Source organism: Sphingomonas sp. MMS12-HWE2-04, assembly GCF_044881185.1.
GTDB lineage: Bacteria > Pseudomonadota > Alphaproteobacteria > Sphingomonadales > Sphingomonadaceae > Sphingomonas.
Window position 1 is genome coordinate 2,400,358 of the sequence record NZ_CP173254.1, and the last position, 18,737, is coordinate 2,419,094.

Genomic DNA, 18,737 nt, shown 5'->3' on the forward strand with positions numbered 1-18,737 from the left:
GGGACTATGGCCGTGAAGACACTATCGCTGCTCGCCGCGATCGCCGGGCTTGCGCTGGCCGTCCCTGCCGCTGCGCAATCGACGCCCGGCTACAGCTATTACGAGGTCGGCAATGTCGCCGCGGCCCGGCCGGCGCCGACCCGCCAGGGCTTGATGCTGATGGGCGGCGGCGAATGGGATTATCGCGCCTTCCGCTGGTTCGCCGAGCGCGCCGGGCACGGCCATATCGTCGTGCTGCGCGCGTCGGGCGCGGGTGAGGCCGGCGAGGAGATTTTTGGCCAGGTCGGCGGCGTGCTCTCGGTGCAGACGATCGTGTTCCGGGATCGCACCGCGGCGAACGACAAGCGCGTGCTCGACATCCTGGCCCATGCCGACGGCATCTTCCTCGCCGGCGGCGACCAGGCCAATTACGTCCGCTATTGGAAAGATACGCCGGTCGCGGCGCTGCTCGACGCGCACGTCAAAAAGGGTCGACCGATCGGCGGCACCAGCGCGGGGCTCGCGATCCTGGGCGGCACCGCCTATGGCGCGATGGACGGCGACAGCATCGATACGCCGCGTGCGCTCGCCGATCCGATCGGTCCGGGCGTGACGCTGGTTACCGGTTTCCTCCACATGCCGCGCCTCGCCCACGTCGTCACTGATACGCATTTCGGCGCTCGGAATCGGCTCGGCCGGCTTATCGCCTTCCTCGCCGCCGCGCGGCAGCGCGATGCGCAGGCGATCGGGATCGGAGTCGACGAGGAAAGCGCGCTGTGCGTCGAGGCCGATGGCAGCACCCAGCTCTATTCGCGCAGCGGCGGCTTTGCCTGGCTCGTCCAGCCTGCAGGGCGCGCCGCGGTCAAGCCCGGGACGCCGCTCGACTGGTCCGGTATTCGCGTGACGGGCATCGGACCCGACAGCCGTTTCGACCTAAACCAGCTGCGCGTCGCCGCGCCGGCATTTTCGGGTACGGCGCGGGTGAAAGCCGGGCAATTGCTCGACGCGCCGGCTGCAGTGCACCAGCCGTGACCACGCGCGCGCCGGAGGAGATCGACCGGCAGCTGCTCGCGCTGCTGCGGGCAGATTCCCGGCGCAACGTCTCGGAACTCGCGGGCGCTCTCGGCGTGTCGCGCACCGCGGTCTACAGCAGCATCGAGCGGCTCGAGCGGCAGGAGACGATCGTCGGCTACACCGTGCGGCTGGGCGAGGACTATGATCGCCGCCAGGTCCGCGCGCATGTGATGATCAAGCTCTATCCCAAGGCGACCCAGGCCACCCAGGATGCGTTGGTGACGATGCCCGAAGTCACGGCATTGCACGCGATTTCCGGGGAATATGATCTGATCGCGTTGCTGGAAGCGCCGCACGTTAATCGCCTCAACGATCTTCTCGACGCGATCGGCGCGATGGAAGGGGTCGAGCGCACTACCTCCTCGGTCATTCTGGCGACCAAGCTTCAGCGCTGATCCAGCTCCCTCACGATACGCCTCTACCCCGCAATCGACTCGCCGTTGCTGATCCATTGCCACCGGTATCATTTACGCTTTACGTTGGACTCCAAAAGCAAGGAGAGGCTGAAATGCAGGTTACGAGGCGCGGTGCTTTCGCTGCGGCATTGGCCGGAACGACTGCAGTCGCGTTGCCCGCATCTGCCGCCCCTCGCCCTGCCAAAACGCCCGACTGGAAGCGCGGCTTCGACAACCAGCGCATCGCCGACCTCGGCAACGGCAAGTTCCTCAACCCGCTCGTCGCCGGCGATCATCCCGATCCCGCCATCCTGAAGGACGGCGACGACTATTACATGACCTTCTCCAGCTTCGATTCCTATCCGGGGCTGGTGATCTGGCGTTCGCGCGACCTGGTGAACTGGCAACCGCGCAAGGCGGCGCTCTCCCAGAATATCGGCTCGGTCTGGGCGGTGAGCCTGGAGAAGCATGACGGGCGCTATTTCCTCTACATTCCGGTGAAAGCGAAGCCGAACTCGATCTTCGTGATCTGGGCCGATCATATCGACGGCCCCTGGAGCGATCCGATCGACCTGAAGCTGCCCAACCATATCGATCCGTGTCACGCCGTGGGCGAGGACGGATCGCGCTGGCTGTTCCTCTCGGGCGGAGACCGCATCCGGCTTTCGGCCGACGGGCTGTCCACGGTCGGACCGGTCGAGCATGTCTATGATCCCTGGCATTATCCCGAGGACTGGGACGTCGAGGGCTTCTCGCCCGAAGGTCCGAAGATCCACCGTCATGGCGGCTGGTTCTACATGATCACCGCGGTGGGCGGCACCGCAGGACCGTCGACCGGGCATATGGTGATCGCCGCACGGTCACGCTCGATCCACGGCCCGTGGGAGCAATGCCCGCACAACCCGCTGGTCCGCACCACGAGCCTGGACGAGAAATGGTGGTCGCGCGGCCATGCGTCGCTCGTCGAGGCGCCCGATGGCAGCTGGTGGTCGGTCTATCACGGCTTCGAAAACGGCTATTGGACGCTTGGCCGCCAGGCGCTGCTCGATCCGATCGAATGGACGAAGGACGGCTGGTTCCGGATGAAGGGCGGCGACCTGTCGCAGCCGATTGCCAAGCCCAGGGGCGGCAGCGCCCTGCCCCATGGCCAGCCGCTCTCGGACGATTTCCACGGGCCATTGGCGCTCGGCGGCAAGTGGAATTTCTTCAAGCCTGCCCCCGACGAAGCCTCACGTATCCGCACCGAGAACGGATCGCTGCTTCTCCAGGCGCGCGGCGTGGCGCCGAGCGATTCCGCGCCGCTGCTGCTCGTCGCGGGCGACCAGGCCTATCAGTTCGAATGCGATATCGAGCTCGCGCCGGGCGGCACCGCCGGGCTGATCCTGTTCTATGACGAGAAGCTCTATTGCGGGCTAGGCTTCGACGAGAAGCGCTTCGTCACACACCAATATGGCATAGAACGTGGCCGTCCGCCGAACCCATATGGCCGGAAGATGCGGATGCGCGTCACCAATAATCGCCACATTATCGCCTTCCACACCAGCGCCGATGACGGGCGCAGCTGGACGCGTTTCGATCGCGGCATGGAAGTCTCTGGCTATCACCATAATGTCCGCGGCGGCTTCCTGATGCTGCGCCCCGGCCTCTATTCTGCGGGTGCGGGCACGGCGCGCTTCCGCGACTTCCGCTTCCGCGCGCTGTGAGGGACAAGATGATATACAGGCTCGCTCCACTGCTCCTTCTCGTCGCCGGCACTGCCTCGGCCGAAGTCATCGGCCATATGACGCCCGCCGAGCCGATCAGCGAAGCGCGGATCGCCACGCTGCCCACGGCGCAGCAAGGCGCGTGGATCGCCTATCTCGCCCGCTCACGCGCACTGATGGCGGCCGACAAGGCCGCGCTCGCTGCCGAGCGTGCCGGCGATCCGGCTCCCGAGGCACCTTCGCCCGGCCCGTCGGGCGGCAGCGGTATGCCGATCGACAAGCCCGCCGCCTGGTATGCCGGGCCCGAGGCGCGCGCGGTCGCCGACAATATCGTCAGCTTCCAGACTCCCGCGGGGGGCTGGGGCAAGAATGTCGACCGTTCGGGCCCGCCGCGGCTGCGTGGCCAGCATTATGTTCCGATCGAGCATCTGCCGGCCTATGCCCGGACCGATATCCAGGCCGGCGAGGATTGGAACTATGTCGGCACGATCGACAACAACGCCACCACCTCCGAACTGCGCTTTCTCGCGCGCGTCCAGGCGGCGCTGCCGGGCACGGACGGCGACGCCTATCGCGCGTCGCTGGCCAAGGGCATCGATTATCTGCTCGCGGCGCAATTCCCCAATGGCGGCTGGCCGCAGGTCTATCCGCTCCAGGGCGGCTATCACGACGCGCTGACCTTCAACGACGATGCGATGTCCGACGTCGTGCTGCTCCTCGCCGATGTCGCCGGGCGCCAGGGCGATTATGCCTCGGTCGCCGCCCCGCTCGCTGCCCAGGCGCAGGCCGCAGTCGCCAAGGCAGTCCGCGTTATCCTCGACACGCAGGTGGTGGTCGCCGGAAAGCGGACGATCTGGGGCCAGCAGCACGATGCGCTCACCCTCGCCCCCGCCGGCGCGCGCAATTTCGAGCCGGTCTCGCTGTCGAGCTATGAAAGCGCCAATTTGCTCGCGCTGCTGATGAAACTGCCCGGGCGCTCGCCCGCAATCGAGGCCGCGGTGCAGAGCGGCGTCACCTGGCTCCAGGCGCACGCCCTGCGCGACGTCGAATGGACGCGTCCGGATGGCGCCGATGGTCGCCGCCTGATCGCGAGGCCCGGCGCCGGCCCGCTCTGGTCGCGCTATTATGACATCGCCACCGGCAAGCCCGTGTTCGGCGATCGCGATCGCAGCGTGCATGACGATGCGAACGAACTCAGCGCCGAACGCCGCAACGGGTATAGCTGGTTCAGCCCCGGCCCGCAAAAGGCGATCGACCGCTACGCCAAGTGGCGAAAAATAGCGGCCGGCGCGCGCGGTTAGGCAGCGACCTCTTTCGCCGCCGAGCAATAGCCGGCGAGGAACTCGGTCTGGCTGGGCAGCTTCGGCAACTGCGCGGCGATGCCGGCGCGCAAATCGCCAAGCGCCCGAGCCAGGTCGGCGTCGGGCATCAGCGCCGGCATGCGGTTATAATCCTGGGGGAACATGCCCTGCCCGGTCATCACTGCATTCCAGCTATCGACGCGGAAAAGGTCGTCGGCCCCCTGCCAAGCCATCGCTCCCTCACGATACGCGGCGATCCGCTCGGCCAGACTGTCGGGTACTGCGCGCTCGGCATGTTCGCGCCAGAAAGGCTCATCGCGCTGGTTTAGCGTGTAATGGAGGATGATGAAGTCGCGGACATGCTCGGTCTCGGCGCGCGACTGTTCGTTGAAGCGCTCGGCCAGCGCCACCATGTCATGGCGGAGGGGGAAATTCTGAAGCAGCCGCGTCACGGCGATCATCACCAGATGGATGCTGGTCGATTCGAGCGGCTCGATGAAGCCGCTGGACAGCCCGATCGCGATGCAGTTGCGGTTCCACGTCCGCTTGCGCGCACCGGTGCGGTAACGGATCAGCCGCGGATCGAAGAGCGGCTTTCCCGGCACCGCCGCAAGCAGTTGCTCGCGCGCTTCATCGTCCGAGAGATGTGCGCTCGAGAAGACGAAGCCATTGCCCATCCGGTGCTGCAACGGGATGCGCCAGCGCCAGCCGGCGCCATGCGCGATCGCCCTTGTATAGGGCACCGGCGGCTCGGTGGTCTCCGATTGCACGGCGAAAGCGCTGTCGGTCGGGAGCCATTTGCCCCAATCGTCGAACCCGGTCTGCAGCGTCTCCTCGATCAGCAGCGCGCGGAAGCCCGTGCAATCGATGAACAGATCGCCTTCGATCCGCGCGCCCGATTCGAGCACAAGCGCAGCGATGTCGCCACTGTCGCCGTCGCGCTCGACCTGGCGGATCTTGCCTTCAACTCGTTTCACGCCCGCCGGCTCGGCAAGCCCACGCAGGAATGCGGCATAGGCGGTCGCGTCGAGGTGATAGGCAAAGGAAAGCGGCGCCGGATCGCCGGTGGCGAACTTGCCCGCCAGCGCCGCCTGGGTCTCGAGCGAATAATCGGTATAGCCGCCGCCAAAGCCGCGCTCGCGCGCACGCAGCCAGAAATGCTGGAAGTCGACCAGCGGCATCGATCGCCCCACCGTACCGAAGGGGTGGAAATAGCGATCGCCGTCGCGCAGCCAGTTCTCGAACGAAATGCCCAATTTGAACGTGGCATTGGTCTCGCGCATGAACACGCGCTCGTTGATGCCGAGCAGCGCGTGGAAGCTGCGCGCGGTGGGAATTGTCGATTCGCCGACGCCGACCGTGCCGATCGCGTCGGATTCGACCAAGGTGATGTCGACCAGCGGCCCGACATGGCGGACCAGCGCTGCGGCGGTGACCCAGCCCGCGGTGCCGCCGCCTGCGATCACGACGCGATAACGGGGTTGCTCGGTCATTTGCGCTCCTTGCGCGCGATAAGGCGCTGGAGGTTTCCGAGCGACGATTGCTGCCAGATCGCACAGCGCAGGAATCCGTCGCGGTGAAGCGCTTCCAGCGTAGCGCCATCGAGCTGCGCCAGCTTCTGCGCATTGATCGTGTAGCAATCGGGCAACTTGTAGCGCCGGCCACTCTGCAGCTCGATGTCGAGCGTAACCAGTTCGAGGAGCCCGGCTGCCTCGAACGCAGCGAACATCGCCGCGCTCGCCTGGTCGCCGACCAGGATCGTCTGCAGGACGCCCGCGATCAGTTCGAGATAGGGCGAATTGCCGCCGTGTTCGAGGAACAGCGGCGCGCCTTCGCTGCGCGAGACGCGCGGATGTTCGAGCTCGACATGGATCATCGGCTCACCCGCCTCGCCGGGGCGCGGCATGCCGACCGAGAAAGGGCCGCGCAGCATCAATGCCGGAATGGTGTGGGCATCCCAGCGATCGCCGTCGAGAAACAGATTCTCCTCCGCGTCCAGCCCGAGCAGCACCGTCGAGCGCCACCCGCCCTCCGCATCGCGGCGGAACAGGATGACATATTCGCGCTGCAATGCCTCGAATTCGGTGGGGAAGACGATGGCCTGGTTGATGGCATCGCCGAACGCCGCGCCGCGTTCCAGCCGCACGCGCAGGTCGCCATGGTCGATGTTGTTGAGAACGACTTGGGTCATGACATCCGATCATAAACAAGAAAGGCCGCCCTGTGCGAGCGGCCTTTCGAGAGTTTCAGGAACGTCGCCTCAGAAGCGGAAGCGCGCGCCGAGCAGGTAGCGGGCAGAACCTTCCGCCTCATACCAAGTGTTGATGTAATCACGGCTGTAGGTCCGCGTGCCTTCTTCGAGCAGGTTGATGCCTTCGAAGCTCAGCGAGATGTTCTTGGTGACGTCGTAGCTGATGCTCAGATCGAGCTGGCCATAGGGGTCGTTGTAGACCGGGTTATGGGCAGCGCCGCGGTTGACGTCGCTCAGGAACTTGCCGCGCCAGTTATAGGCGAGACGCGCCGAAATGCCGTACTTCTCGTAGATCAGCGTGGCGTTCGCGGTGTCGCTGAGGCCGACCAGGGCGAACTGGTTCGCGGTCGGATCGGCAGTGATGTCGAACCCGATATTGCCGCGGACCAGCGTGTAGCTAGCGGCAAGCCCCAAGCCGGTGTTGCCCAGGAAATACTGGCCGGCGAGCTCGACGCCATAGATCTCGGCGTCCTTGTTGTTGATCGGCGTGTTCACCGCGAAGCTGAGCAACGGATCGCCCGTGGTGGGCTGAACGTCGAGCGCCGCGATCGTGTTGGCGATATAGGTCGAGTTGAACGTCCGGTTCGCCGCGTCGTAATTCGCTGCGAGCTCCGCCGTCGCCGTCGCTACGTTGCCGGCGTACTTTTGGAGCACGGCAGCGCTGGTGAACAGGTTGACGTTGGTGATGTCGCCACCCAGCCCGGTGACGATGCCGCGTGCGGCAGTCGCGTTCGGACCGGCGGTTGGGTCGCGCAGGCCAAACAGGTTACGCTGGACAACCGTGTTGCCGATGAAGTTGTGCACGCGCTTGTCGAAGAAGCCGACCGACAGATACACATCCTTGTGCGGATACCATTCGAGCGAGATGTCAAAGTTATCCGAATCCAGCGGCTTCAGGTTGGGATCGTTCTGGTTGCCGGTGGCAGTACCCCCCAGCGACGTCGGATTGTTGAGCGCGCCGGCGCTCGTCGACGCGAACAGGCTGCCATACGGCGCACGCGAGATCGTCTTGCTGTACGACAGGCGCGCGATCACGTTGTCGAGCGGCTCGATCTGGAAGTCGAACGACGGCAGCAGATTGTTGTAGCTGCCCCGTCCGGTGACTTCCTGGCGATCGGCCGAGTTGGCGACGTTGAAGTCGTTATCGGCTTGCCACACCACTGCGAGCGGGACCTGCTGCAGCGAGACCGAATGCACCTTGGTGCTCTCGAAGCGCACGCCGGCGACCAGGCTGGTCTTGCGGCCGCCCAGTTCGCCCTTCCAGGTCACCTGGCCATAGGCTGCCCAGATGTCTTCCTTCACGCGATTGTCGGTGTTGCCGTCAATGTTGTTCTGGTGGTTCACGCCGTCGTTGGTGATGCCGATATAGTGGTTGTACAGCGCGTTATAGAGCGCGGTGGTGTCCTGGGCGCGCCACGCGACGAGGCCTGCCGTGTCGGCGGTCGCGTCGTTGTGATGGAACTGGCAGGCCAGGCAATATTGCTGAACAAGACCCGGGGCGTAGGCCGCGACGTCTGGCGGAAGCGCATTATTCCAGTCACCCAGCACCTGACGCGTGTTGATCTGCGTCTGGCGCGTCTCGGTGGTGCGATAGTCGCCGCCGAAATCGAATCGGCTGCCGCCCCCCAGATCCCAGCCGGCGTCGAGACGGCCTTCCTTGATCGTCTGCGTCTGGGTCGACGCGAACTGGCGCTGGACCGCAGACGACAGATCGCCCGCGTCGAACACGCCGTTGCAATTGCCGTTGCGGAACGGCGTGCCGGTCGGCGTGGTCTGCGCATAGCAGTCGTTGATCGTCAGCGTCTGCGTCGGGAAGCCGTCATCGCTCCAGCTCAGGCCGTGCGAGCTCACGATGTTGCCGTTAAAGGCCACCGTGGTCGAGGTCTGCCCGTTGGGATTGTCGGGAAGGCTCTCCGCCTTGCCGAAATGCCCATCCAGCGTGACGCTGAAATTGTCGGCAAGGTCCCATTTCGCGTTGCCGCCGACGTCATACAGACGGTTCTTCTGCGCGCGATAGGCGTTCTCGAAGCCCTCGTCCTTCACGCCGGTCAGCGTCTCGTGAAGATACTGAGTGGTCGCGATGCCGTTGGTGGCGTCATCGAAGGTCACTTCGTCGAACGGACGGCTGAACCAGTTCGACTGGCTCGACCGGCGCTCGGACTGGCGCAGCTGCGCATAGAGACCGTCAACGGTCAGCGTCAGCGAGTCGGTCGGGCGGAATTCCATCACGGCCTGGCCGTTGATCCGCTCGCGGCTCGCTTCGGAGAAGTGATAGCGGAAATCGTCCGGCACCGCGACGAGCACGTTCGGATCGGTCGGACGGTTGTTGATCACCGTGTTCGCGCGAACGAAGCCCTTCGACGGATCGAGGAAGTCGGTCAGCGTCGGCATGTTCCAATAATTGTTCGCCTGGCTGGCGAAGCTGAAATTGCGCTTCTGGTAGCTGCCGAACAGCGTGACGCCGAAGGTCTGATCGGCGTTGGTCCAGCTGGCGATGCCCGAGAATTCGGGAGTTACCTTGCTGCCGCAGTCGATGCAGTCGTCGGTGCTGTTGTCGTAGCTCGCCTTGGCGCCGATCGAGCCGGTGAAGCCGGCTTCCTGGTCGAGCGGACGCACCCCGACGATGTTGATCGTCGCGCCGATGCCGCCCGAGGGGATCTGCGGACGGCCGGTCTTGTAGACCTCAAGCGTCTTGACGCCTTCCGACGCGAGGTTGGCGAAGTCGAACGAACGGCCGAAGCCGCCGGCGCCGTCACCGCCCTGATCGCCGCCGACCGCGACGATGTTCGACGTCGCGAGCTGGCGACCGTTGAGCGTGACGAGGTTGTACTGCGCGCCGAAGCCGCGCACCGTCACGGTCGAGCCTTCGCCGTTGACGCGGTCGATCGAAACGCCGGTGATGCGCTGGAGCAATTCTGCAAGGTTGGTGTTGGCGAACTTGCCCATGTCCTCGGCCGAGATCGCATCGACGATACCAGTCGAATCGCGCTTGATCGCGATCGAGCGCTCGAGCGAGGCGCGCACGCCGGAGACGACGATGTCGGGCCCCTGGTCCCCATCGACGCTGTCGGTCTGCGCGTCCGCAGCCTGCGGATCGGCGACCTGGGCTGCGGCCACGCCGGGCACCGCCAACGCGGCGGCAACCGCCATCAAGGATACGGTGCGCGCATATGCTAGTTGCTTGAAATCAATCATACATCCCTCCCTTTACCGACACTTGCGGTCGGATTAATTATGGGTTGACCCCTTTAGTACCGCGTAAATACAGCGACAACGTTGTCACGTCAAAATGAAAAATTCCCCTTTCATTTCAATTGCTTTTCAATCGACCCAGCCGGAACCTCGACCGGTTGCGCTGCCACTAGGCGCTCGGCGTCTTGCGCCAGCGACAGGCGATACTTGCCGCCTGCGATTGCCCAGCCATTCTTTTGCCAGCGCGCCAAAGCATGGCGATCGGCGGTGAGCGTCACGCGTGCCGACTGGCCCGGCTCGAGCCACTGGCGCTTCCACCCGCCAGGCGAAGCGGCGAACCATCGGACGCAGTCACATAAAGCTGCGGCACCACTGCGCCGGCACGCTTGCCGTCGTTGCGGACAGTGAAGGTCACCCCGGGCGTCGCGCCGCCGGTGAACTTGGCGCCGGCGAATGCGAAATGGGTGTAACTCAGGCCATAGCCGAAGGGGAACAGCGGCTTGTCCTTCTTTGCGGCGTACCAGCGATAGCCGACATTGGCGCCTTCGCTATAGTCGACGTTCCACGCCGCAATCTTGCTGCCGTCGCCCGCACCCGCATTGCTCGCCGAATCGGCGATGCCGCCTGCCGGCACCACCGGCTCGGGGCGCGGCAATTGGGCGATCGCGCTGGGAAAGCTGATCGGCAAGCGGCCCGAAGGATTCACATCGCCAAACAGGATGCCGGCGAGCGCTTCGGCACCGCGCTGGCCGGGATACCAGGCCTGCACCACGGCGGGCACCTGATCGATCCACGGCATCAGCACCGGGCCACCGGTTTCTAGCACCACCACGGTCTTGGCATTGGCCCTGGCGACCGAGGTGATCAGCACGTCCTGATTGTCCGGCAGCGCCAGCGATGGCGGATCTTGCGCCTCGGTGGTCCAGTGGGTCGCGAAGACGATCGCCAGGTCGGCGCTGCGTGCCGCCGCGGCGGCGGCGGCGGGATCGCTGCCGTCGAGATAGGTAACCTGCGCCTGCGGGACGAGCGCCCGGATCGCGCGCAGCGGCGAGGAATTGTGCCAGGTGATCCGCGCGAACGATGCCGCCGCGCCGCTGGTCAGCGGAATCTCGACCGGCACGCCGCCGACCGAGCGAACCTGGCTCGATCCGCCGCCCGAGAGCACGCCGACATCGGCATGGCCGCCGATCAGCACGATCTTCTTCGCGGTCTTGGCGAGCGGCAACACATCGCCTTGGTTGCGCAACAGAACGATGCCTGCCTCGGCGACCTTCTGGGCGATATCGGCATGCGCGGTGTAATCGATCGGCTGTTCGGCTGCCGGGGTTGGATGATCGTAAAGCCCGCTGGCGATCACGCCGACCAAGATGCGGCGGACCATCTCGTCGAGCCGCGCCTCGGACACCTGCCTGGCCTTGATCGCCGCGTCGAGTAGTTCGCCAAAGAAGATGGCGCTGTCGAGTTCCTGCCCCGATTGCTGGTCGAGCCCGGCATTGGCGGCCTTGACCGTCGAATGCACCGCCCCCCAGTCGCTCATCACGAAGCCTGGATATTTCCAGTCGCCACGCAGCACGTCGGTGAGCATGCGGTGGCTTTCGCAGGCATAATCGCCGTTGATGCGGTTGTACGCGCACATCACCGAGCCGGGCTTGCCGTCGGCAATCGCGATCTCGAAGGCGAGCAGGTCGCTCTCGCGCAGTGCCGCCTCGTCGATCCGCGCATTGAGCACGGCGCGGCCGGTTTCCTGGCTGTTGAGGATGAAATGCTTGATCGTCGAGACGATGTGGTTCGACTGGATGCCGTCGATCGACGCGCCCGCCATCTTGCCCGCGAGCAGCGGATCCTCGCCGAGATATTCGAAGTTACGGCCGTTCCACGCGTCGCGGGTCAGGTTGACGCCGCCGGCGAGCAAAATGTTGAAGGTCTTGGCGCGCGCCTCCGCGCCGATCATCGCGCCGCCCTTGCGCGCCAGTTCGATGTCGAAGGTGGCAGCAGTGGTCAGGCTCGAAGGCAGCGCCGTCGCCGTATCGCCCTTGCGCTGCTCGACCTGGTTGGCGACGCCGAGGCTGGCATCGCTTTCGCGGAGCGTCGGAATGCCGAGCCGCGGCACGCCGGGCACATAGCCGGCCGAAGGAATCATGTCCGGCGCGACTGCCTTGGTCATCGGCGGGAAAAGGCCGTGCACGTAGCGCAGCTTTTCCTCGCGGGTCATTGCCTTGACCAGTGCGTCGGCGCGCGCCTCGGCACTGAGATGCGCGTCGCGCCAGGTCTGCGCAGTCTGCGCATGCGTCACGACCGGCGCGGCAGACAGCAGCAAGGCGGCAGCGAAGGAGATACGCTTCACGATCATCGGATCAGGAATTCCCGTGGGAGACGCGGTGCCGCAGCACGCGCGCCGGCAACAAAAAGCCGCGACCACCGTCCGCCAGGCGAACAATGGCCGCGGAACTCCGACCTAAGGGAGTAAGCCGGAGGGGATTTCGAGGAAGGTGAAGTTGGCCAGCGCCATGGGACACAGGCATCGCAGCCGCACGAAGTGCGCGAATCGCAAGGATGCCGCCCCAAGTCATTCCCCCTCCAAATGCCTCCTGTATGCGGAAGCTTATTGGTCTCTGACATCGATGTCTGGCCGCATCTGACATCGATGTCAAGCTTGTGCTAGAACGGCGCGAACGCGTCGGCGGCGCCCGTTGCATTGCCGAACGCCAAGGATAGTCTTCCGCGCGTGCACGCCGCTTCGCAATCTTCCGGAACCGTATCCAGCGCGGAACGCCTGTTCCGGCTGTCGATCGGCATCTTCTTCATGGGCGGCTTCGTCACGTCGCTGGTCAGTTTGTTGGTGCCCCGACTGACGCTGCTCGATCGGCTCGATTATACGCGCGGCGCGCTAGTCCAACTGGCCTTCCATTCGAGCTATCTGCTGTTCGCGCTGCCGATCACGGCGCTGCTGGTGCGGCTCGGTTATATGCGCGCGATGGCGGCGGGGCTGTTCGTCATGACGACAGGCTGTCTGGGGCTTGCCGGCGCCGCCTATCTCGCGAGCTATTCGGTGGTGCTGGTAGCCTTGCTCGGCCTTTCCGCCGGGATCACCTTCCTCCAGATCGCCGCCAACGTGATCCAGCCCGTAGTCGAGCAGAGCGGCCGCGGCGCTTCGCGACTGACCTTGCTCCAGGGCTTCAATTCGATCGGCACGGTGCTCGCGCCGCTGATCGGCGCGGGCTTCCTGCTCGGCGCCACCGACATAAAGGCGGGTGCGCCCGGCTGGCTGATGCTCGCCCTCCCCTTTCTTGCCTGCGCGACCCTCTTGCTCGGTTTGGGTCTGGCCTTTTGGCGTGCGCGCGCGCTGCTCGCAGCCTTCCCAGCGCCGCGCCGCCTGCCGCTGGCACAATTGCGCAGCGTGCTCGGCGAGCCAAGACTGGTGTTCGGCGCGGTGGCGATGTTTGCCTATGTCGGCGCCGAAGTGACGATCGGCACGCTGCTCGCCAATTATCTGGCGCAGGCCGAGATCCTCGGCGCGAGCCCGGCCCATGCCGGGCGACTGGTCAGCCTCTATTGGGGCGGCGCGATGATCGGGCGCTTCGCCGGCGCCTATGGCCTCACGCGCTGGCGCCCTGCCCGCCTGCTGGCGACGATGGGGTTCGGCGCTGTCGCGTTGGTGGCAGTCGCAACCCAGGCAACCGGATTGCTCGGCGCCACCGCCTTGCTCGCGGTCGGACTGTGCAATGCGATCATGTACCCGACGCTGTTCGCGCTCTCGCTCCCCGCGGACCGCTCGTGCGCGCCCTATGCCTCGATGGTGCTGTGCATGGCAGTGGTCGGCGGCGCCGTGATCCCAATGCTCACCGCCATGCTGGCCGACCGGATCGGCCTGGCATCCGCGCTCGGTCTGCCCGCGCTCTGCTATTGCGTCATCGCCGCATTCGCGCTGATGGTAGCGCTAACCGAACAATAGGCTCGACAGCCAGGCCATGAAGACAATCACGATCAAGGATGTCGCGACGCGCGCGGGGGTTTCCCCGAAGACGGTGTCGCGCGTCATCAACGGCGAATCCTATGTCCGTGCAGAACTGCGCGAAACCGTGCAGAAGGTCGTCGCCGAGCTCGGCTATCGCCCCAACGCCTTTGCCCGCGAGCTTTCGAGCTCGCGTTCCTTCCTGCTCGGGCTGTTCTTCGACGATCCCGGATCGGCCTATGCCGCCGACGTCCAGCGCGGGGCGCTCGCCCGCTGCCGCGAGCTCAGCTACCATCTCGTCGTCGAACAGGTCGCGCGCGATCGCGCCGGCTGGCTGGAAGAGTGCGAAGCCTCGCTGCGGGCGGTGCGACTGGGCGGCGCGATCCTGACTCCGCCGCTGTGCGACTGGCCCGAACTGCTCGACTTGTTCGATCGCAACGAGGTCCCCGTAGTGCGTATCTCTCCGGGCGACTTTCCCGAGCGGTCCCCCCAGGTCTTGATGGACGATCGCGGCGCCGCGCAGGAAATGACGCGTCGGCTGATTGCGCTCGGCCACCGCGACATCGCCTTCATCCAGGGCAACCCTACGCACCACGCCGCCGCACGCCGCCTCGCGGGGTTCGCCGCCGCGATGACCGAAGCCGGGCTGGCCGCGCCGGAATCGCGCACGCTGCAGGGCGATTTCACCTTCCGCTCGGGGCTCGACGCCGCCGATCGGCTGCTCGGCGGCCCCGATCGACCGACCGCAATCTTCGCCGCCAATGACGAGATGGCGCTGGCGGTGCTCGTCGCGGCGATGCGCAACGGCATTGCCGTGCCCGAACAGCTTTCGATCGCCGGGTTCGACGATGCCCCGATCGCGCGCATGGCCTGGCCGCAGCTCAGCACCGTGCGCCAGCCCAATGTCGAGATGGCAGTGACGGCGGTGGACCTGCTCGTCCGCCTGCAAGGCCGCGGTGACGAGTCTGCAATCGAGACGCGCCAGCTTGCCTATACGATGGTGATGCGGGCCAGCACCGCGCAGGCACAACGGGGCAGCGAAGCCGGGTAACGATCTCGCGGCTTTCATCGCGCTCCTCGAGCACATGCTCGATGCACTGCGACCGCCCCTGCCTCGGCGTGCTCTTGATACGCGTCGGGGCGCGCTCGCACCAGGCCCCAGGACCGGTCGAATTGGGATCTGTGGCGATGACGCTGTGACGTCATACGTTCGGTGGACGCCACGCCGCACACCCGCCGCTACGCCGCGTCGCAACGGCACGGTGAAGCGGGGCGTGACGGTCGCCAAGGGGTCGTAAAGGCTGCCGGGTTCGCCCTTTCACCGAGCCTCCCGTTCATAGGAGGATCTCGATGACCAGGATTTCACAGCGATTTGCGCGCTCGCGTCGCGGGCTCGCGTGCCGCCCCCGCGCCCTTACGGCTGCAATCGCTCTGGCAGGCTGCAGCCTCGCCGCTCTGCCTGCGGCGGCGCAGGTGACCGCGATCACCGATGGCGGGCTCAATCTCGACGGCCAGAACACCACCTGCGCCAATGCCGATGGCTCGCTCTATGTCGTCAACGGCCAGGATTGCGATCCGGGCGGCCCGCTGACCGGTGCCGATCCCGATCAGTTCCACTTCTTGCGCGGGATCGGTTTCGGATCGGGCAATGCCGCATCGTCGATCAATGCGGACGGCACCGCATCGTTTGGCGGCCTCGCCGAATTCACCGGCGGCGCGCTCTTCAACAGCGGCGCGCAGTTCAACGGCCAGGTCAATCTGGGCGGGCTCACCCAGGCGCAGCAGATCACGTCGACCAGCATCATCAACTCCGGCGCGCTGACCACCAACAGCGTCAACACCGGCTCGCTCAACGCCTCGGGCACGGGCCGCGTCACCGGATCGCTGACCGCGGGCTCGTTCTCCACCGGGTCGGCGCTGATCACCGAACTCCGCGTCGCCACCTCTGCGTCGCTCGGCGGCAACGTGGAATTGCGATCGGGCACCAATTTCGACGCCGGCGGCAACCGGCTCCAGAATATCGGCGCGCCCGTCGTCGGCACCGACGCGGCGAACAAGGACTATGTCGATGCCAGCGTCGCCAGCGTCCAGGGCAGCGTGACGAGCCTGACCACCCAGGTGGCCGATCACGAGACTCGCCTCGCCACGGTCGAGACCCAGAATGTCCAGCAGGACAATCGGCTGACCGCGGTGGAAAACACCAATGTCATGCAGGATAGCCGGCTGACCGCAGTCGAGGGCACCAACGTCGTGCAGGACACCCGTCTCACCTCGATCGAAAACGTCAACGTCGCGCAGGATTCACGCATGACGGCGATCGAATCGGTCAACACGGTGCAGACCAACCAGATCAGCACGCTCCAGGACCAGGTCGGCGGGCTGCAGACCTCGGTCGACGGGCTGCGCCGCAACATCCGCGAGGCCAATGGCGGGATCGCCGCGGCCGTCGCGCTGGGCGGCACGATGGTGGTGCCCGACAGCCCGGTCTCGCTATCGTTCAACCTTGCCACCTATCGCGGCCAGCAAGGCTTTTCGGGCGCCATCGTCGGGCGGATCGCGCCCAAAGTCTATGTCAACGCCGGCGTCGGCGGATCGACCGTGCGCCGCTCCACTGCCGGCCGCGTCGGCATCAGCTTCGGACTGTAGGCGGTCACCAGGGGGAGCGCGCGATGGCGAAACGGCAGCAGCAGGCGAAGTCGCTGCGGAACGCAGCGATCGCGGTCGTCGCCGGCGGCGGACTGTTTCTTCTCCTGAGTTTTGCCGAGGCGACCACGCCGGGGCTCGACCTCGGCGCGCCAAAGCTGATCATGCCTTTGATGGTCGGGCTCGGGATATTCACTGGGCTGCAGGGACGCGCAGGCAACCGCAGAGTTCCGGTCGCCAACGCCGCCCGCCGTGCCGCCGCGCTCGCCTTCCCGGCGATGCCGGGGCACGGCTGGGTGGCGGTTATCCGCGACAAGCGCGGCGTTGCCTCTGCGGGGCTGGATGTCTCGGTCGACGGCCGCGTCGTCGCGCAGCTGATGGCCAAGCGGTTCGTGATCCTGCCGCTGCCGGTGGGACCGCACCGGCTGTTGGCCGACATCGCCGGCGCGCCCGGCCAATCCGCGACCGAGCCGGTCGCCGTCATCGTCCTGGAGGGCGCGGTGACAGGGTTCGTGATCCGCACGTCGATGGGTCTGACCCGCACGTCGCTGCGGCTCGAACCCGCGCCCGACGGGCCGGCACTGCGCCGGACGCTCGCCGGGCTGGCGATGGTCGAACCCGATGCGTTTCCGCAGCCGTGACAGTCAGGCGGCGACGGGGAGCACCAGCGAGGATGCCATCCGCTGCAATTCGGAGCGGCGGCGCACCCCGGTCTTCTCATAAATGCGCAGCATGTGCGTCTTGACCGTGCTCTGCTCGACGCCGAGCTCGGCGGCGGTCTCGGCCACGGTCAGCCCCTCGGCGATCGGCCCGAACACCCGGGCTTCGGCAGGCGTCAACTCGAACAGCGCGCTGACGATTTCGGTCGGCGCGATGAACGGGGTATCGGTGTGCGCGACGAAGACCGCCACCACCGCGCCCGGCGCCAGCGCCGATCCCTGGCGCAGCGGCAGGACGTGCAACGCACCATTGGGCCCGGCGTCGGAGCGCACCGGAATGCCCAGCCCCTTGCGGCCCAGCGTGCTGATGTCGGTCGACGCGCGCGCGATCGCGATCTCCAGCGCGCGCGTCCCCGGCTTGGTGGCGGTACCGAGCAGGCCGCGGCGATCGTGAATCAGGTGGCCGCTGGCCAGCATCTGCCGCGCCGCCGAATTGGTATAGACGATGCGCAACTGGCCGTCGGTCAGCACCACCGGCACGCTCAGTGTCTCGATCGCCGCCTCGAACGTCGCCTGGGCGACGGCCGAGAGGTCGAGCATGCGGTTGATCGTCGCGGCGCGCTGAAGATGCGGGATCAGGAGCTCCATGATCTGGACTTCCCGGTCGGTGATCGGCCCGACATCGGCGTGCCGCGCGAATTGCATCGAGCCTATCGCCCGATCGTCGCGCGCGAGCCCGACGGCGATGACGTCGACCAGCCCCTGCGGCTTGCGCCATTCAAGCACATAGCGATTGGTCGTCGCCTCGAAGTCGCATTCGCCCGGATTGACACGCGACAGCACATGCGGCTGGTCGAGCGCGCGCGCCTGCAGCGCACCGATACCGCCCCATTGGTTGATAACGTCCATGATATGCCCGGGCATGGCCTCAACATAGCGCTGGGGAATGTTGGTGGTCACGCTCACCGCGATCGTGCCGACCGGCATCTGCAGCGAGAATGCCGATATGGCGCAGCGCAGCTCCACGCGGATCGCGTCCATCGCGATCGACCATTTCCTGGTATCGATCGCCGCGTCGTAGATCATGCCGATCAGCTCGGAGAGACGTGCTGGATCGATCTGTTCCGTCGTCATGCCTGTTCCCACCCCCTACTGACGCATCGTTGTCATTGGGACGCCGCGTGACAAGACGAACCCGCTTCCGCTCGGCGCGCACCGCAACGACTCGCCGCATTTGGCAAAGGCCCCTGCTTCGGGCTTCGATCGCAAGGCTCAGAGGGAAATCACAGCAGACCACGGCCGAGGAATGAGCGCCCCATCTACGCGACGGCGCTACGCGGCTAACCAAGCGCGCGGCAATCCCGAAAGACGCTCTCTTTACGATGCCCAGATCCATCGCGGAAGAAGCGGTACCCCGGCTAAAGGCCGGGGCGACGGCGGGGAAATGCCATCGGGGCATTTGCCGACCGGCCGCCTTTTCGGGCCGACGATCTGGTTCGGTTCGCCGTGCGTATCGCGGCAAGCGTTCCCGCAGACCCTTCCCCAGCAAGCTCAAGGAGGAATGGATTGTGACCGGAAACACTGACTG

12 protein-coding genes and 1 pseudogene are annotated in these 18,737 nt (G+C 65.9%); 8 read left to right on the forward strand and 5 right to left on the reverse strand.

The features are described from left to right. The first annotated feature begins 12 nt into the window (after window positions 1-12). The 4 genes from AB2M62_RS10865 to pelA all read left to right on the forward strand — a co-directional run bounded on the left by AB2M62_RS10865 (window position 13) and on the right by pelA (window position 4,452). Window positions 13-1,011, forward strand: a complete 999-nt coding sequence (locus AB2M62_RS10865) for a cyanophycinase (protein WP_404333653.1) — start codon at window positions 13-15, stop codon at window positions 1,009-1,011. Further along, entirely contained in the window at window positions 1,008-1,448 is a 441-nt protein-coding gene (locus AB2M62_RS10870; RefSeq protein WP_404333655.1) for an Lrp/AsnC family transcriptional regulator, read from the forward strand. Before AB2M62_RS10865 ends, AB2M62_RS10870 begins: the two co-directional genes overlap by 4 nt. Window positions 1,449-1,561: 113 nt before the next feature. After that, entirely contained in the window at window positions 1,562-3,151 is a 1,590-nt protein-coding gene (locus AB2M62_RS10875; RefSeq protein ID WP_404333657.1) for a family 43 glycosylhydrolase, read from the forward strand. Between the two features lie 8 nt (window positions 3,152-3,159). Further along, a complete protein-coding gene (gene pelA, locus AB2M62_RS10880) occupies window positions 3,160-4,452 on the forward strand; it encodes a pectate lyase (RefSeq protein WP_404333659.1) in 1,293 nt (430 codons plus the stop codon). On the opposite strand, the gene AB2M62_RS10885 is transcribed toward pelA, so the two are convergent. The 4 genes and pseudogenes from AB2M62_RS10885 to AB2M62_RS10900 all read right to left on the reverse strand — a co-directional run bounded on the left by AB2M62_RS10885 (window position 4,449) and on the right by AB2M62_RS10900 (window position 12,245). After that, complete coding sequence (locus AB2M62_RS10885) at window positions 4,449-5,945, reverse strand: tryptophan halogenase family protein (protein ID WP_404333661.1); 1,497 nt, start codon at window positions 5,943-5,945, stop codon at window positions 4,449-4,451. The genes pelA and AB2M62_RS10885 overlap by 4 nt on opposite strands. After that, complete coding sequence (locus tag AB2M62_RS10890; protein ID WP_404333663.1) at window positions 5,942-6,643, reverse strand: SapC family protein; 702 nt, start codon at window positions 6,641-6,643, stop codon at window positions 5,942-5,944. The genes AB2M62_RS10885 and AB2M62_RS10890 overlap by 4 nt, the downstream gene beginning before the upstream one ends. Window positions 6,644-6,712: 69 nt before the next feature. After that, window positions 6,713-9,898: a TonB-dependent receptor gene (locus AB2M62_RS10895; protein ID WP_404333665.1), complete on the reverse strand. Its 3,186-nt coding sequence runs from the start codon at window positions 9,896-9,898 to the stop codon at window positions 6,713-6,715. A 110-nt stretch (window positions 9,899-10,008) separates the two neighbouring features. Further along, window positions 10,009-12,245, reverse strand: a pseudogene (locus AB2M62_RS10900) (beta-glucosidase). Window positions 12,246-12,620: 375 nt separating this feature from the next. Here AB2M62_RS10900 and AB2M62_RS10905 point away from each other — a divergent pair. The 4 genes from AB2M62_RS10905 to AB2M62_RS10920 all read left to right on the forward strand — a co-directional run bounded on the left by AB2M62_RS10905 (window position 12,621) and on the right by AB2M62_RS10920 (window position 17,131). Then, complete coding sequence (locus AB2M62_RS10905; RefSeq protein ID WP_404333667.1) at window positions 12,621-13,847, forward strand: MFS transporter; 1,227 nt, start codon at window positions 12,621-12,623, stop codon at window positions 13,845-13,847. Window positions 13,848-13,863: 16 nt separating this feature from the next. Next, entirely contained in the window at window positions 13,864-14,898 is a 1,035-nt protein-coding gene (locus AB2M62_RS10910; RefSeq protein WP_404333669.1) for a LacI family DNA-binding transcriptional regulator, read from the forward strand. A 299-nt stretch (window positions 14,899-15,197) separates the two neighbouring features. After that, window positions 15,198-16,493 (forward strand): hypothetical protein, encoded by a 1,296-nt coding sequence (locus tag AB2M62_RS10915; protein WP_404333671.1) that lies wholly within the window; start codon window positions 15,198-15,200, stop codon window positions 16,491-16,493. A 23-nt stretch (window positions 16,494-16,516) separates the two neighbouring features. Continuing rightward, window positions 16,517-17,131 (forward strand): hypothetical protein, encoded by a 615-nt coding sequence (locus AB2M62_RS10920; protein ID WP_404333673.1) that lies wholly within the window; start codon window positions 16,517-16,519, stop codon window positions 17,129-17,131. A 3-nt stretch (window positions 17,132-17,134) separates the two neighbouring features. On the opposite strand, the gene AB2M62_RS10925 is transcribed toward AB2M62_RS10920, so the two are convergent. Continuing rightward, a complete protein-coding gene (locus AB2M62_RS10925; protein WP_404333675.1) occupies window positions 17,135-18,283 on the reverse strand; it encodes a LuxR C-terminal-related transcriptional regulator in 1,149 nt (382 codons plus the stop codon). Window positions 18,284-18,737 lie beyond the last annotated feature (454 nt).